We start from the raw sequence: 14710 nt of genomic DNA, 5'->3' as shown, positions 1-14710 counted from the left end.
TCGACGACGACGGCGCTGCAAGACGGTAACGGCGCGACCGGGCAAACCCTGACTCTCGCGTGTAGCGGGAGGCGCGCACAACCGTCTGATTATGCCATGGGTTTTTCCGCTCAAGACCCGAATAAAGCCTGCACGCGCGCGAGATCGGCGGGCGTGTCGACACCGGGCAGCGGCACGTCGTGCGTGACGAGCACCGCGATGCGTTCGCCGTGCCACATCGCGCGCAATTGTTCGAGCGCTTCGACCTGTTCGATCGGCGAGATCGCGAGGCTGGGATACGTGCGCAAAAATTGCGCGCGATACGCATACAGGCCGATATGCCGATGGACCACCGCGGGCGCGGGCGGCGCGGGCATCGACGCGACATTGGGCCAGTGCGGCTGGTAGGCGTCGCGTGCCCAGGGAATCGGCGCGCGCGAGAAGTACAGCGCGACGCCGCGCGCGTCAAGCACGACCTTGACGACGTTCGGGTTGAAAATTTCAGCGGGGTCGGTGATCGGATGCGCGGCGGTGGCGATCGCGCAGCCATTGTTCGCCGCAAGGTGCGACGCAACGCCGCACACGAGCGCCGGATCGATCAGCGGTTCGTCGCCCTGCACGTTGACCACGATCGTGTCGTCGCTCCAGCCGAATTGCGCCGCGACTTCCGCGAGACGGTCCGTGCCGGACGGATGGTCCGCGCGCGTCAACACCGCTTCGAAGCCGTGATCGCGGGCGGCGTCGAGCACCGCTTGCGCGTCCGAGGCGACCAGCACCTGCTGCGCGCCCGATTCGCGCGCGCGTTCGGCAACCCGCACCACCATCGGCTTGCCGCCGATATCGGCGAGCGGCTTGTTGGGCAGACGCGTCGAGGCGAGCCGGGCCGGCACGACGGCGATGAACGGGGGAGTGGTGGTGTTGGCGTGGGTCATCGGCAAGGCAAGCGCAAAGACGGGCGGCGATGGAGCCGGAAGAAAGCGGCCGGGCATGCAGCGCGGCCGCGGGCGGACAAGACGACGAATGCAGTTCGCGACACGCGGCAAGCTGACATGGCGGCCGCCCGTGTGAACCAGTCTGACTCAGGCCACGGAGCCCGGATTCAGATCCACCGGCGTGCCTTCCACCGTCTGCCGCGCTTCGTCGACCAGCATGACGGGGATGCCGTCGCGGATCGGATACGCCAGCTTGTCCGCGTTGCAGATCAGCTCCTGCGCGGCACGGTCGTAGCTGAGCGGGCCCTTGCACATCGGGCAGACGAGAATTTCAAGCAGGCGAGCGTCCACGGACTTTCTCCACAACTAATGCAATGAGGCGATGATCGAGCGCGGCTTCGACCGGGACAACCCAGATGCGCGCATCGTGCCAGGACCCTAATTTTACCGCATCCTTTTCCGTTATCAGGATGGCGTCGGCGTCCACGTCGGTAAACGGATTGCGCTTGAACGCGTAGTGATCCGGCAGCGCGCGCGTGGCGGGTGTGAGACCGGCGGCGCGCAACGTGGCGAAAAAGCGCTCCGGCGCGCCGATGCCGGCCGCGGCCAGCACGCGATCGCCGCTGAATTGCGCGAGCGGACGGCGCAACGCGGGATTGTCCAGATGCCACGCGTCGGCGGGCGCGAGTTGCAGCGCAAAGGTATTCGGCCACGCCGGCAGCGTGCGCGCGTAAGGATCGTTGATGAGCGTCGCGTCGCGGCGGCGCGACAGCGGCTCGCGCAGCGGTCCGGCCGGCAGCAGGAAACCGTTGCCGCCGAGCCGGTGATCGAACACGACGAGTTCGGCGTCGCGTTTGAGCCGGTAATGCTGCAAACCGTCGTCGCTCACGATCACGTCGACTTCGCGGTGCGCGGCGCACAGCGCCTGCGCGGCCGCCACGCGATCCGGAGAGACCCACACCGGCGCGCCGGTGCGGCGCGCGATCAGGAGCGGCTCGTCGCCGCCGACACTTGCCGCCGACGTCGGCGTGACCCGCGTCGGCGATTTCACGCGCGCGCCGTAGCCGCGCGACACCACGCCGGGTTTGAAGCCCGCGGCGCGTAACGCCTCGACCAGCGCGATCACGGTCGGCGTCTTGCCGGTGCCACCGACGGTCACATTACCGACCACCACCACGGGCACGCCGATGCGCACCGATTTCAACCAGCCGAACGAAAAGGCGGCGCGGCGCGCGGCGGAAATTGCGCCGAACACGCAGGCGAGCGGCGACAGTGCCCAGGCGAGCGGGCCGCGCTGCTGCCATTCGCGCGCGAGGCGTGCCTCGAGACGGTGGGTGACGTCGCTCATGAGCACGTCGCGCGGACGAGCGGCGCGCCGCTCGGGCATAGGCACCCGGGCGGCGGCGTGAAGGAGCTAGGCGCAATACGCGGGGCAAGCATCAACGCGGTTCTCCGGACTATCGAAAGTGAGGCGAAAAATGAATCTGGGCGGCTTGGCGGCGCACTTGCGCAGTGTGCCGCAATGCTGGACGCCGCGGGGCGTTCGGCATGCCGTCGAACCCGCCACTCTAGCGCGCTGGCGTCCCGCCCGGCAAGTCGCGCGCCCTGCACCGCGCGACGAAACGGCGCTTCCGGCGTGGCTCACAGCCTGTGGATAACTTTGTGGAGAACCTGCCGTCCGACGGGCGGAGAGGGCCGTTCCGCGCGCCCGGTATCGGCAATCATTCTCTTTAACGAGATGTAAACACCATATAAATCAACGACATGCCTGGAATTCATGCGACCGGGCGGGCAATCTGGCGGGATCCGTCTGGCAGGTCCCGCCATGTGGACACTTTTAACGATTCGAGCGCCGCGCTGGACGGCGATGGCCGCTCGGTCTATCGTCTGTCCGGCCAGCCACCCATATTCCTCGCATGAATCCCGAAAGCCCTTTTTCCTCGTCGACGACGCCCGGCGGTGAGGTCGTCGTTCCCGTTTCGGCGCTCAATCGCGCAATCGGCACGATGCTCGAACGTTCGTTTCCTCTCGTCTGGGTCGCCGGCGAAGTGTCGAACTTCACGCGCGCCGCGAGCGGCCATTGGTATTTCTCGATCAAAGACGCGCAGGCGCAGATGCGCTGCGTGATGTTCCGCGGGCGGGCGCAATACGCCGAATTCACGCCGCGCGAAGGCGACCGTATCGAAGTGCGCGCGCTGGTGACGATGTACGAGCCGCGCGGCGAACTGCAACTGAATGTGGAAGCGGTGCGGCGCACCGGGCAGGGGCGTCTCTACGAAGCGTTCCTCCGGCTGAAAGCGCAGCTTGAAGCCGAGGGTCTCTTTGCCGCCGAACGTAAACGCGCGTTGCCGTCGCATCCGCGGGCGATCGGCGTCGTCACATCGTTGCAGGCCGCGGCGTTGCGCGACGTGCTGACCACGCTATCGCGGCGCGCGCCGCACATTCCGGTGATCGTCTATCCGGCGCCGGTGCAGGGCGTGGGCGTGAGCAGCAAGCTCGCCGCGATGGTCGACGCCGCCAACGCGCGGCGCGAGGTCGACGTGCTGATCGTCTGTCGTGGCGGCGGCTCGATCGAAGACCTGTGGGCGTTCAACGAAGAAGTGCTGGCGCGCGCGATCGCGGAAAGCGCGATTCCCGTGGTCAGCGGCGTGGGCCACGAAACCGATTTCACGATCGCCGATTTCGCTGCGGACGTACGCGCGCCGACACCGACCGGCGCCGCCGAACTCGTCAGCCCGCAGCGCGTGCTGCTGTTGCGCGAACTCGACCACCGTCACGCGACACTCGCGCGCGGCTTCGGCCGCATGATGGAGCGGCGCGCCCAGCAACTCGATTGGCTCGCGCGCCGGCTGGTGTCGCCGGCCGAGCGGCTCGCGCGGCAACGCACGCACTTGCAGCAATTGAGCGTGCGGCTCGCGTCGGCAGGCGCGCGTCCGGTGCGTGACGCGCGAGCGCGGTTTTCGCTGCTACAGATGCGCTGGCAGCGCTGGCGTCCGGATCTCGCGGGGCATCAGGCGAAACTCGGTAATCTTTCGCAACGTCTGGACGCGGCTTTGTTACGTCAGCATGAACGTCAGACCGCGCGCATCGACACGCTCGCCGCGCGTCTCGAAGTGCTGAGTCCGCAGCGTACGCTGGAGCGTGGTTACGCTGCCGTGCTCGATGCGCAGAGCGGGCGAGCGGTGCGCGCGCCGTCGTCGTTGAAGCCGGGGCGGCGCCTCACGGTGCATCTCGCGGAAGGCGCCGCGGACATCGCGCTGGCCGATGTGCAACCGCGCCTGACCGACGGTTTCTGACACTTCGCCGACGGCGTCCGCTGCCGTGCTTTTGACTGTTGCGAGGGCCGGGCACACTGTGTGCGCAAGCACTAATTGCGCTATGAATGCGGCATGTTCGCCGATGCCGGACATAAAGTCCGTTGGTTTGCGGGGTTATTCCAACTCGCCTACAATCGAGTGCTCAAAAGCGTTATCCGCAGACTCCCCCACAACAGATACAGACAGAAGGAAAGCACCATGGAACATACGCTCCCGCCGCTGCCGTTCGCGAAAAACGCACTCGTTCCGCACATGTCGGAAGAGACGCTCGAGTTTCACTACGGCAAGCATCACCAGACCTATGTGACCAACCTGAACAATCTGATCAAGGGCACGGAGTTCGAGAACCTGTCGCTTGAAGAAATCGTCAAGAAGGCATCGGGCGGCCTGTTCAACAACGCCGCTCAAGTGTGGAACCACACGTTCTTCTGGAACAGCCTGTCGCCGCAAGGTGGCGGTGCGCCGACCGGCGCGCTCGCTGACGCGATCAACGCCAAGTGGGGTTCGTTCGACAAGTTCAAGGAAGAGTTCGCCAAGACCGCAGTCGGCACGTTCGGCTCGGGCTGGGCATGGCTGGTGAAGAAGGCCGACGGTTCGCTCGACCTGGTGTCGACGAGCAACGCCGCCACGCCGCTGACCACGGACGCGAAGGCGCTGCTGACGATCGACGTGTGGGAACACGCTTACTACATCGACTACCGCAATGCGCGTCCGAAGTTCGTCGAAGCGTACTGGAACATTGCCAATTGGGAATTCGCGTCGAAGAACTTCGCGTGAGATTGCCGGTGAGTTTGAAGGCGGCGCTGCTGGCTGGGTGATCCGGTCACGGTGTTGAGCGTCAGGCTCCGTAGCAGTTGCAGGAAAGAAAGCCCTCGAATGCGAGGGCTTTTCTTTTTCCTGGCGTGGCTTGCTGTCGTGCACACGTGGGTCGAAGGGTCTCGAAGCGTCTCGTGCCCGAGATGCATAGGATTGCTTTTCACACGACGCGGCGCGTGAATCTTTGTCACAGTTGGTAACGGCATCGCGGCTTCCAATTGGCATTCAGCCTGCCGACAGCGCGTCCAGATGCCGGCGGAAAAAATACGGTAACTATCTCGTAAACAAAGCGCACGCAAATTGGCCTAACGTATGTTTCCCCCATGAAGAAACGTGCGCCACCATGATCTCAAGTCCTAAATCGATATGCGTCGCGCTGCCTGTGGCAGCAGTCGCACTGGCGCTCCTCGGCGGTTGCGCAGTGGTGCCGCCGAGCGGTCCTTCCATCGTCGCGCTACCGCGCAGCGGCGAGCCGCTCAATCAGTTCCAGCAAGACGACTACAGCTGCCGCGACTACGCGTATCGCTCGACCAATGCGACCGGCGCCTCGCAGGCCGCGACCACGAACAGCGTCAATAGCGCGGCTCTTGGCACGCTAGGCGGTGCCGCTGTCGGTGCGCTGATCGGCGCGGCAGCGGGCAATCCCGGCGCGGGCGCGGCGATTGGTGCGGGCAGCGGCTTGCTGGTCGGCGGCGCGGCCGGCGCGAACGGCGCACAGTATGCCGGCGGTAGCCTGCAGGCGCAGTACGACGCGGCGTACGCGCAGTGCATGACGTCGAAGGGCAATACGATTTCGCAGCCGCAAATGCCGGTCTATGCGCCGCAGCCTGTGTACGCGCCGCAACCGGTATATGTTGCTCCGCCGCCGCGTTATTACGGGCCGCCGCCGGTAATGTATGCCCCCTATCCGTACTACTGATTGAATTCCGCCGAGCGTCCGCATTCACTGAATTGCGTCGCCGTCTTGTATTGCCTCGTATGGCGGAGAGAGGCGACACGATGGCGATAAACGCCTTTGCAAACGGCGTACGGTTAATCAGCCGTAAGGGCGATGAACGTATTCAGCGAGCGGGAGACGCGCGTGGCGGACTCCTCTCTTACGGCTCGCGACGTGAGTCACGGCGCGCACCGATCGTTGTGCGGAGCTGACGTCGCATCGTTCAAGAGACGAGGCGAACATGCGAATCTCGCAAGCTGGCGTTGAGCGTTCCGGGCTGGGCGCATGGACCCGTCGGGGCACGATAGTGGCGCTGATCGCCGTCGCTTCCTGTTTCGCGTCGTGTGGTGGTGGGTCGGGCGGCACGTCCGGCGTGGCGTCCGGGTCGGCGAGCGGCTCGGGTTCAGGCTCGGGTAGCACGGGGAGTAGCGGTACGGGCTCCGGCACCGGCAGCGGCTCGACCACCGGCACTGGCACTGGAACGAACGGCGCGGGTAACACCCCGGCAGCGGTGACGGCCTACGCCACCGACGTCCTCATGCATCACAACGATCTCGGCCGCACCGGTCAGATGCTCGCCGAGACCACGCTCACGCCGGCGAACGTCAATTCGGCGAGCTTCGGCAAAGTCGCGTTTCTTGCCGCGGACGGCAAGGTCGACGGACAGCCGCTCTTCGTCACCAGCCTGTCGATCGGCGGCACGGCGCACGACGTGGTGTACGTGGTCACCGAACACGATAGCGTCTACGCCTACGACGCCACCTCTTTCGCGCAACTGTGGATGGTCTCGTTGATCGGCAGCGGTGAATCGCCCAGCGACGACCACGGATGCCAGGACATCACCCCCGAGATCGGCATTACGTCGACGCCGGTCATCGACCGTAGTCGCGGCACGAATGGCGTGCTGTATGCCGTCGCGATGACGAAGGACAGTGGCGGCGGCTACCATCACCGGCTGCACGCGCTCGATCTGGCGACCGGCGCCGAAGTACTCGGCGGTCCGACGGAAATCGCGGCGACTTATCCGGGCAACGGCGCGGGCAGCGTCAACGGCGTGATTACCTTCAACCCGTCGCTGCACACCGAGCGCGCGGCACTCACGCTGGTCGGCGGCAACATCTACATGGGTTGGACCGCGCACTGCATGGGGGGCTCTTACACCGGCTGGATGATGGCCTATAGCGCCGACACGCTGAAACAGATCAGCGTGCTCAACATCACGCCGAACGGCAGTCAGGGCTCGATCTGGATGGCCGGTTCGGGCATGGCGTCGGACGGCACATCGCTCTATGTCGTGGACGGCAACGGCACGTTCGGCACCACGCTGAATGCGGCGGGCTTTCCCGTCGACGGCGACTTTGGCGACTCGATGATGAAGCTCTCGTTGGGCAATCTGCAGGTCACCGACTATTTCGCGATGTCGGATGTGGTCGCGCAAGCGGCCGCCGACAATGATTTCGGCTCGGGCGGCGCCATGGTGTTGCCGGATCAGACCACGACAGGCGGCGTCGTCAAGCATCTGGCGGTGGCAGCCGGCAAGGACAACAACATCTACGTCGTCGATCGCGATTCGATGGGTAAATTCAGCCCGACGGCCAACAATATCTGGCAGGAGTTGATCGGCACGCTGGCGGGTGGCATCTGGGGATCGCCGGCTTACTACAATGGCGTGGTCTATTACGGCGGCCTGAACGACAACCTGAAGGCGTTGCCGGTCTCGGGCGCGTTTCTCGCGACGACTGCTGCGTCGAGGAGCCCGACCACGTTCGCGTATCCGGGGGCGACACCGGCCGTGTCGGCGAACGGCACGAGCAACGGGATTGTCTGGGCGGCGGAAAACGGCACGACCGGCGCTTTGCATGCCTATAACGCGGGCAATCTTGCCGTCGAGTTGTATAACAGCAACCAGGCCGGCACGCGCGATCAATGGGGCGCGGGCAACAAATTCATCACGCCGATGATCGCGCGCGGCAAGGTGTATGTCGGCGCTACTAATGGCGTCGCGGTGTTTGGGTTGCTGTGAGCGGAAGGGAGAGCGAAGGCATTCTGTTTGCCGCTAGGCTTATGTAGCGGCACCCACATCGGCACCGCTACACATCACGCCGAATAGATACCCCTCACTCGGCGTCGCTCGTCGCCGCCGTCTTACGCGGACGACGACTGCGCGCCGCAGTTTTGCGCGCGGCCTTTTTTGCCGGCGCGGGTGCTTCTTCCGCTGCGGCAGACGCGGCCGGCGCTTCAGCAGGCGCTGCGATTTCCGGAATGTCGTCGATGCTTCGCGGCGCGGCTTTCTTTGCTTTCTTCGCAGCCGTCTTGCGCGGCGCGCGTTCATTGCGGCGCTTGGGTTGCTTGGCGCTCGTATCCCGCGCGTCTGCCGGGCTCTCGGAGCCGTCCGGTTCTTCGGCCGTCACGGTTTCCGGCTCTGCCCAAGGCGCTTCCGGCAGTTCAAAAATGAACTCGGCATTTTCCGGCGCTTGCGCGTGCACGTCGTGCGTTCGAGGCTCAGCGCTGCCGCCCTGCTCGACGGCTGTACGCTCTTCGTAAACGGTCTCCTGTTGGCCGCGTCCTGCTTTGCGATTGCCTCGCCCTCGACGGCGCGACTCGTGTTTGCCGCCCGGCTCGGCGATCACCGTTTCGGCGACCTGCGCCTCATACAACTGCTCCGCCGACTCCACGATTTCGGCAGGCTCGCCCGTGTTGTCGCCGGCCACACTCGCAGCCGTGCTCCGATACACATACGCGCCCGACTTCTCGTCGCGGCCGAACTCGAGCAGCCCGCGAGCATGCGCTTCTTCGAGCAGATTGCCGAAAGCGCGAAAGCCGTAGTACGTCTCGTTGAAATCCGGCTTGCGGCGCTTGATCGCATTCTTCAGCACCGACGCCCAGATCTTGCCGCTGTCGCCGCGTTCGGACGCGAGCGCGTCGAACGTTTGCACCGCGATCTCCACCGCCTTGGTGCGGCGTTTTTCGAGGTCTTCCTTGTTGCGGGTCTTCTCCTCGTCGGGTGCGCGTTTGGCCGCCGGCTGGGCAGACTGTTGCGGACGCGACGACTCGCGCTTAACGACCGTGCGCTGACTCTCGCGCACGAGGTCGTCGTAGAAGAAGAACTCGTCGCAGTTCGCGATCAGCAGATCGGACGTGGATTGCTGCACGCCGACGCCGATCACCTGCTTGGCGTTCTCACGCAGCTTCGACACCAACGGCGAAAAATCCGAGTCGCCGCTGATGATCACGAACGTATTGACGTGCGATTTCGTGTAGCAGAGGTCGAGCGCGTCGACCACGAGCCGGATGTCGGCGGAATTCTTGCCCGATTGGCGCACGTGCGGAATCTCGATCAATTCGAAATTGGCCTCGTGCATCGCGCCTTTGAAACTCTTGTAGCGGTCCCAGTCGCAATACGCTTTCTTCACGACGATGCTGCCCTTGAGCAGCAGACGTTCGAGCACCAGCTTGATATCGAACTTGTCGTACTTCGCGTCGCGCACGCCGAGCGCGACGTTTTCGAAGTCGCAGAATAGCGCCATGCTGACGGTTTCGTTGGATGACGCCATGGTTATCTCCATTGAAGCGATCGTCGAATTCGACGAATCGCGACCATGATAGCGATTCCAGCGGAGGTGATCAGCTTTTGTGTTCCGGGCGCACCGATGCGCACGGCACAACGCCGGCCGAAATGTGAGCAACGCGAGCAGCGTGCGCTTGAGCGGAACCCGCGACGGCGCGCGCTTCTTGTGACGTTCTCCAAGGTTTTTGCAGGACAGTCGACGCTGTGCCTGAACAGTTTCAGGATCACGGCTCTACGGCGTTGGTTCGCAGTGGATTCACCACGCGGGCCACCGTGCTACCTATCCATGTGATACGGCGCGACATTCAGCGCCGCACGTGTTTCCAGCACCTCGTCGACGAGACCGTAGATCTTCGCGGACTGCGCTGACATGAAGTTGTCGCGGTCGGTGTCGCGGGCGATTTCCTCGATGCTGCGCCCGGTGCGCTCCGCCATCATGGCATTTAGCCGCTCTCGCAGATAGAGCACTTCCTTCGCCTGAATCTCGACGTCCGCAGCCGTGCCTTGGCTGCCGCCTGAAGGCTGGTGAATCATGATGCGCGCGTTCGGTAGCGCGTACCGCTTGCCGCGCTGACCGGCGCTTAGCAGAAACGTCCCCATGCTCGCGGCAAAGCCGGTGCACAAGGTCGATACCTCGGGTTTGATGAACTGCATGGTGTCGTAGATCGCGAGGCCGTCGTACACCGAGCCGCCCGGCGAATTGATGTAAAAAGAAATATCCTTGTCGGGATTCTCGGATTCCAGAAACAGCAACTGCGCGACAATCAGACTGGCCGATTGCTCGTTCACTGGCCCGACCAGAAACACGATGCGTTCGCGCAGCAAACGCGAATAGATGTCGTAGGCGCGCTCGCCGCGGCCGGACTGCTCGATCACGGTGGGCACGAGGCCGAGGCCGGTAATGGTTGGATAGCTGGAATGCATATTGACCTCGCTTAGGCGGTCTGTGTAACCGCGGTTTGTGCGGAGCGCGTGGCTTCATGGCACGAAGCCTCCAGGCTGTGCCTTCGCCGATCCGGAACCTGCGCATTCATTGCGTGGGTTGTTCTCGCTATGACGACGCGACATTGAGCGACGTGACAGAAATATTTTTTTGCGAGGCTGTCACATCGTTCGATGCCCAGCCGTCAAGACGAAAAGAATCAGGATGTCGGCGCGCGCCCGGATCACTTCGCAGGCAGGGCGCCGCGCGCTTTTCACCACGCACGATCTGGAGGTCTACGTATGACGGAACAAGGAATCGACAAGGCATCCAGCTTCGAGGCCGTGCGCGCCCGCCTGCTCGCGCTGGCGTACCGGATGCTCGGCAGCCGGGCAGAAGCGGAAGACGTGGTACAGGACGTCGGATTGAAATGGCACCTCGCGGACACGCAGGAGGTGCAGATACCCGCCGCCTGGCTCACCACGATCACCACGCGCGTAGCGATCGACAGGCTGCGGCGTGTCCAGCGCGAACGCGCGTCGCAGGCCGCGGGCTGGTTGCCGGAGCTGTGGCTCGACGAGGTGGCGCCATCGGCGGAAGAACTGGCCTTGCGCGCGGCGGAGATGTCCTATGGCGTGATGCTGCTGCTCGAGCGCCTGAAACCGGACGAACGGGCGGCGTTCGTGCTGCACGAAGCGTTTGATTGTGACTACGCGGAAATCGCGGGCATTCTCGAGCGAACGCCGGCGGCCTGCCGGCAGATCGTCCATCGGGCCAAAGCGCGTCTACAACGCGCGGGTGCGCCGGTAGAGCGACCGGATCCCGCAGCGCATGCGCGGATCGTGGAGCGTCTGCGCACGGCGCTTGAGGCGCAGGATCGGGTCGGTCTATTGCGGCTCTTCAATGACGCGCCGGAAGTCGTCAGCGACGCGCCTGTGTGGGCAGCGGTGAGCACGTCCGAACCGGCGGCGGCAGGGTGGATGGACACGGTAACGTCGCTCGTCGAGCACGCGAGCAACGCGGAGACGGTGTCGGTGGCGGGCACATTGTGTATCGCCTTGCTCTTCGAGGGCGACGTCGTCGGGGTACTCGACGTGTCCACGAACAGCCTGGCGGATGGCTCCACGAAGATTGTCGCAATGCGCGTGGTGACGAGCGCGGCGCGTCTGCGGGCCACCAACCGCATGCTGGGTCGCACGGCAGTCACGCAACTGCTCGCGCGGATCCAGCACAGCGCCGTGAGCTCAGTTGCGATGGGCTGCGACTTCCCAGTTGATGTCTACGCATAGCACCTGCGTGCCCGTCGGTGTGTGCGCGGCAATCGAGGCGGTCACGCACAGATGCGCTTCGTTGATGGACAGATAAGGCGGGGTGAGATGCACATGGCCGGGCGTGCGCATCGCCTGGATAAAGTACGGTCGGCGTTCCCAACTGGCGCCTTCCGAATGCAGCAGCGGGCGGAAACGCTTGGCGCGTTGCGAGGCACGCCCCGGCGGGAGCACGTTGTCGCCGATCTGCCGGCCCGACCCATCGAGCACGAAGCAACGTGCCGTCTCGCCGAGCGTCAGAAGCGGCGCAGTGGCTTGCGCAACCGACTCGCCGGCCACCAGTTGCGCGGCCGCCGTTTCGAGCGCCGTGACATACGGTGCGAGCCGTGCCGATTGCGCGTGTTCACGCGCGGTGACCCGTTCGCGCAGCGCAGCGGAAAGCGAGTCCATCAAGCCGGCCGCCGCTTGCGGCTTGACCGGTTCGACGCTCGGGCCCGCGAAGAAGGCGCCTTGCACGAAGTCCACGTTGCATTCGAGCGCGATCAGCGCATCGCGTTCGGTGCTCAGACCGCCCATTAGCACCAGTTGGCCGGATTCGTGCAGCAGCGAGACGAGGCCCGGCAGCACGCGCTCAATGTGCGAATGTTCGCTGGCTTGCGCGAGAATGCAGCGGTCGAGCGTGACGATGTCCGGCCGCAGATTCCACACGCGGTCAATGTTCGAATGTTTCGCGCCGAAGCCGTCCAGCGCGATCAGGAAGCCGGATTTACGCAGCGCATCGACGATTTCGGCAAAGCGCGTGGTTTCGCCGCCTGCCTGTTCGGACACTTCGAGCACCACGCGCTGCGGCGGCAGGCCGAGCGCCTTGAGGCCGGCGAGCAGGGCGTCGCCGTAACTGGTGTCCATCAGCGCGGCGGGGTGCAGGCTCAGGAAGAGCCATTCGTCGTGACTGTCGAATGCGTTGAAGTTGCCCAGATGCAGCGATTCGGCGAGCCGCCCCAGTTCGAGCAGGTCGCCGCGTCGCGCGGCTTGCGTGAAAACCTCGTGGGACGGCACTTGCAGCGCGTGTTCGTCATGGGCGCGCAGCGACGCGTGATAACCGATCGCGCGCCGGTGCGACACGGAGAAAACCGGCTGGAACACGCTGAAAACAGTGTAGCCGCCGTACAGAACGGTGCGCCGGGACCCTTCGTCGCCGGCCATCGGGCGCGGCGGCTGGAAGCCGGGAGGATCGAGTTCGATCATGCTCATCATGTCAGTCGTGTGGAGGTGGCTGCGCGCCTGCATGCTCGGCACTGGTTCGCACGCGCAAAATGTGAGTTTACAGGATAGGTGAGCAAGAACTATGCGCGTGCGGAAACACAGCACGCATGCCCGATTGTCACACTCAGATAAGACGATTGTGCGCCAGGACGGGCGCGAAGACGACGATTCGCACTTTGCTGGTGCGGCCCGCGCCCCGTTGCGGGTCGGGCGCGGGGCCGGCAACCAGGTTAGCCGCGCATCAGGTCCGTTCGGACGGATCGGTCTTTTTCGCGGGCGTGCGGATGTCCGGCGACAGTTGCGCGAAGATCCACGACGAGCCTGCCGTGATGATGCCGACACACAGGAACGTCGCGTGGAACGCGGGCAGCGAGTTGGCGGCCGTCACGCGCGGCAGCAGGCCGGTGAAGGTCGCGAGCAGGGCGCCGGCCACTGTCACGCCGAGACTCATCGACAGCATCTGGACCAGCGAAAACAGGCTGTTGCCGCTGCTCGCGCCGCCGGTGCCCAGGTCCTTGAGCGTCAATGTGTTCATCGCGGTGAACTGGATCGAGTTGACGCCGCCGAAGAACGCCAGTTGCACGAGGCGCAGCCACAGCGGCTGGTTCGCGGCCGTGAGCGCGAAGCTCGCCATGGTCAGGCCGACCAGCACCGTGTTGACGATCAGCACGCGTCGATAGCTGTGCTTGATGATCAGACTCGTCACGACGCGTTTGGAGGCCATGCCCGCAGCCGCTACCGGCAGCATCATCATGCCGGCTTCGAACGCGCTATAGCCGAGACTTACCTGCAATAGCAGAGGAATCAGATAGGGCATCGCGCCGCTGCCGATCCGCGCGAACAGATTGCCGAGCAGGCCGACACTGAAGGTATGGATCTTGAAGAGGTCGAGCGAGAAAATCGGCGAGGGCTCGCGCACGGCGTGCAAGCCGTAGGCGACAAAGCACGCGAGGCTCAGGATCAGCAGCACCAGCACCGTGGCGTGCTGAATGCCGAACTCGGTACGGCCGTCGAGCGCGAACGAGATCGCCACCATGCCGACGATCAGCAGCAGGTAGCCTTTCATGTCGAACTTGCCGACGTGTTCGTTCCGGCTGTCCGGCATGAAGATGAACGTGGCAATGCAACCGACGATCCCGACCGGCACGTTGATCAGAAAGATCCAGTGCCACGAGGCGATTTTCACGAGCCAACCGCCGAGCGTGGGGCCGATTAGCGGTCCGATGAGACCCGGGATCGCCACGAACGAGAGCGCCGGCAAATAGCGTTCGGCCGGAAAGGTGCGCAGCACGGCGAGCCGTCCGACCGGCAGCAGCATGGCCCCGCCCACGCCCTGCATGATGCGGAAGGCCACCAGTTGATTCAGCGTATGCGCGTTCGCGCACAGCAACGAGGCGATTGCGAACACGAGGATCGCGCTGAAGAACACGCGGCGCGTGCCGAGCTTGTCGGCGAGCCAGCCGGACACCGGAATCATCACGGCCATCGTCAGCGAATAGGCGATCACCACCGATTGCATGCGTAGCGGCAACTCGCCGAGGCTCGTCGCCATCGCGGGCAGCGCGGTGTTGACGATGGTCGAGTCGAGCGTCTGCATGAAGAAGCCGGTGGCAACGATCCACAGCATCACGGTGAGCGAGCGGGGCGAAGGCGTACTGGATGCGGTGGCGGGCGGAGTCGGCGTGGACATGGAGGGCGGCTAGGCGCG

12 protein-coding genes are annotated in these 14710 nt (G+C 64.6%); 5 read left to right on the top strand and 7 right to left on the bottom strand.

Going from position 1 to position 14710, the window contains the following annotated elements:
• Positions 1-110: 110 nt before the first annotated feature.
• The 3 genes from kdsB to lpxK form a co-directional block, all read right to left on the bottom strand.
• Entirely contained in the window at positions 111-911 is an 801-nt protein-coding gene (kdsB, locus tag HF916_RS45015) for a 3-deoxy-manno-octulosonate cytidylyltransferase (protein ID WP_168795049.1), read from the bottom strand.
• Between the two features lie 147 nt (positions 912-1058).
• A complete protein-coding gene (locus tag HF916_RS45010) occupies positions 1059-1262 on the bottom strand; it encodes a Trm112 family protein (protein WP_094780435.1) in 204 nt (67 codons plus the stop codon).
• The gene (gene lpxK / locus HF916_RS45005) at positions 1243-2259 is read right to left on the bottom strand and encodes a tetraacyldisaccharide 4'-kinase (protein ID WP_168795048.1); all 1017 of its coding nucleotides are present in this window, start codon (positions 2257-2259) and stop codon (positions 1243-1245) included. The genes HF916_RS45010 and lpxK overlap by 20 nt, the downstream gene beginning before the upstream one ends.
• A gap of 568 nt (positions 2260-2827) precedes the next feature.
• Here lpxK and xseA point away from each other — a divergent pair.
• The 4 genes from xseA (at position 2828) to HF916_RS44985 (ending at position 8004) form a co-directional block, all read left to right on the top strand.
• Positions 2828-4207 carry an exodeoxyribonuclease VII large subunit gene (xseA, locus tag HF916_RS45000; RefSeq protein ID WP_168795047.1) on the top strand — a complete coding sequence of 460 codons (1380 nt, stop codon included), beginning with the start codon at positions 2828-2830 and terminating at the stop codon, positions 4205-4207.
• Between the two features lie 219 nt (positions 4208-4426).
• Positions 4427-5005 carry a superoxide dismutase [Fe] gene (sodB, locus tag HF916_RS44995; protein ID WP_168795046.1) on the top strand — a complete coding sequence of 193 codons (579 nt, stop codon included), beginning with the start codon at positions 4427-4429 and terminating at the stop codon, positions 5003-5005.
• Positions 5006-5387: 382 nt separating this feature from the next.
• Positions 5388-5963 carry a YMGG-like glycine zipper-containing protein gene (locus tag HF916_RS44990; RefSeq protein ID WP_168795045.1) on the top strand — a complete coding sequence of 192 codons (576 nt, stop codon included), beginning with the start codon at positions 5388-5390 and terminating at the stop codon, positions 5961-5963.
• Positions 5964-6222: 259 nt separating this feature from the next.
• Entirely contained in the window at positions 6223-8004 is a 1782-nt protein-coding gene (locus tag HF916_RS44985) for a pyrrolo-quinoline quinone (RefSeq protein WP_168795044.1), read from the top strand.
• Between the two features lie 94 nt (positions 8005-8098).
• On the opposite strand, the gene HF916_RS44980 is transcribed toward HF916_RS44985, so the two are convergent.
• Positions 8099-9535, bottom strand: coding sequence for an NYN domain-containing protein (locus HF916_RS44980; protein ID WP_168795043.1), 1437 nt, complete (start codon positions 9533-9535; stop codon positions 8099-8101).
• 290 nt (positions 9536-9825) lie between these two features.
• On the bottom strand, positions 9826-10473 hold the full coding sequence (clpP, locus tag HF916_RS44975; RefSeq protein WP_168795042.1) for an ATP-dependent Clp endopeptidase proteolytic subunit ClpP: 648 nt from the start codon (positions 10471-10473) through the stop codon (positions 9826-9828).
• Positions 10474-10773: 300 nt separating this feature from the next.
• Between clpP and HF916_RS44970 the strand changes: the two genes are divergently transcribed.
• Positions 10774-11760, top strand: a complete 987-nt coding sequence (locus HF916_RS44970) for a sigma-70 family RNA polymerase sigma factor (protein ID WP_168795041.1) — start codon at positions 10774-10776, stop codon at positions 11758-11760.
• Here HF916_RS44970 and HF916_RS44965 read toward each other — a convergent pair.
• Together HF916_RS44965 and mdtD are read right to left on the bottom strand one after the other, a co-directional pair.
• Positions 11716-12990, bottom strand: a complete 1275-nt coding sequence (locus HF916_RS44965) for an EAL domain-containing protein (RefSeq protein ID WP_168795040.1) — start codon at positions 12988-12990, stop codon at positions 11716-11718. The genes HF916_RS44970 and HF916_RS44965 overlap by 45 nt on opposite strands.
• A 253-nt stretch (positions 12991-13243) precedes the next feature.
• Positions 13244-14692, bottom strand: a complete 1449-nt coding sequence (gene mdtD, locus HF916_RS44960) for a multidrug transporter subunit MdtD (RefSeq protein WP_168795039.1) — start codon at positions 14690-14692, stop codon at positions 13244-13246.
• Positions 14693-14710 lie beyond the last annotated feature (18 nt).

The organism is Paraburkholderia aromaticivorans (assembly GCF_012689525.1).
Lineage (GTDB): Bacteria > Pseudomonadota > Gammaproteobacteria > Burkholderiales > Burkholderiaceae > Paraburkholderia > Paraburkholderia aromaticivorans_A.
Note: the sequence above shows the minus strand (reverse complement) of the source record. Positions and strands in the feature narration are given on the sequence as shown.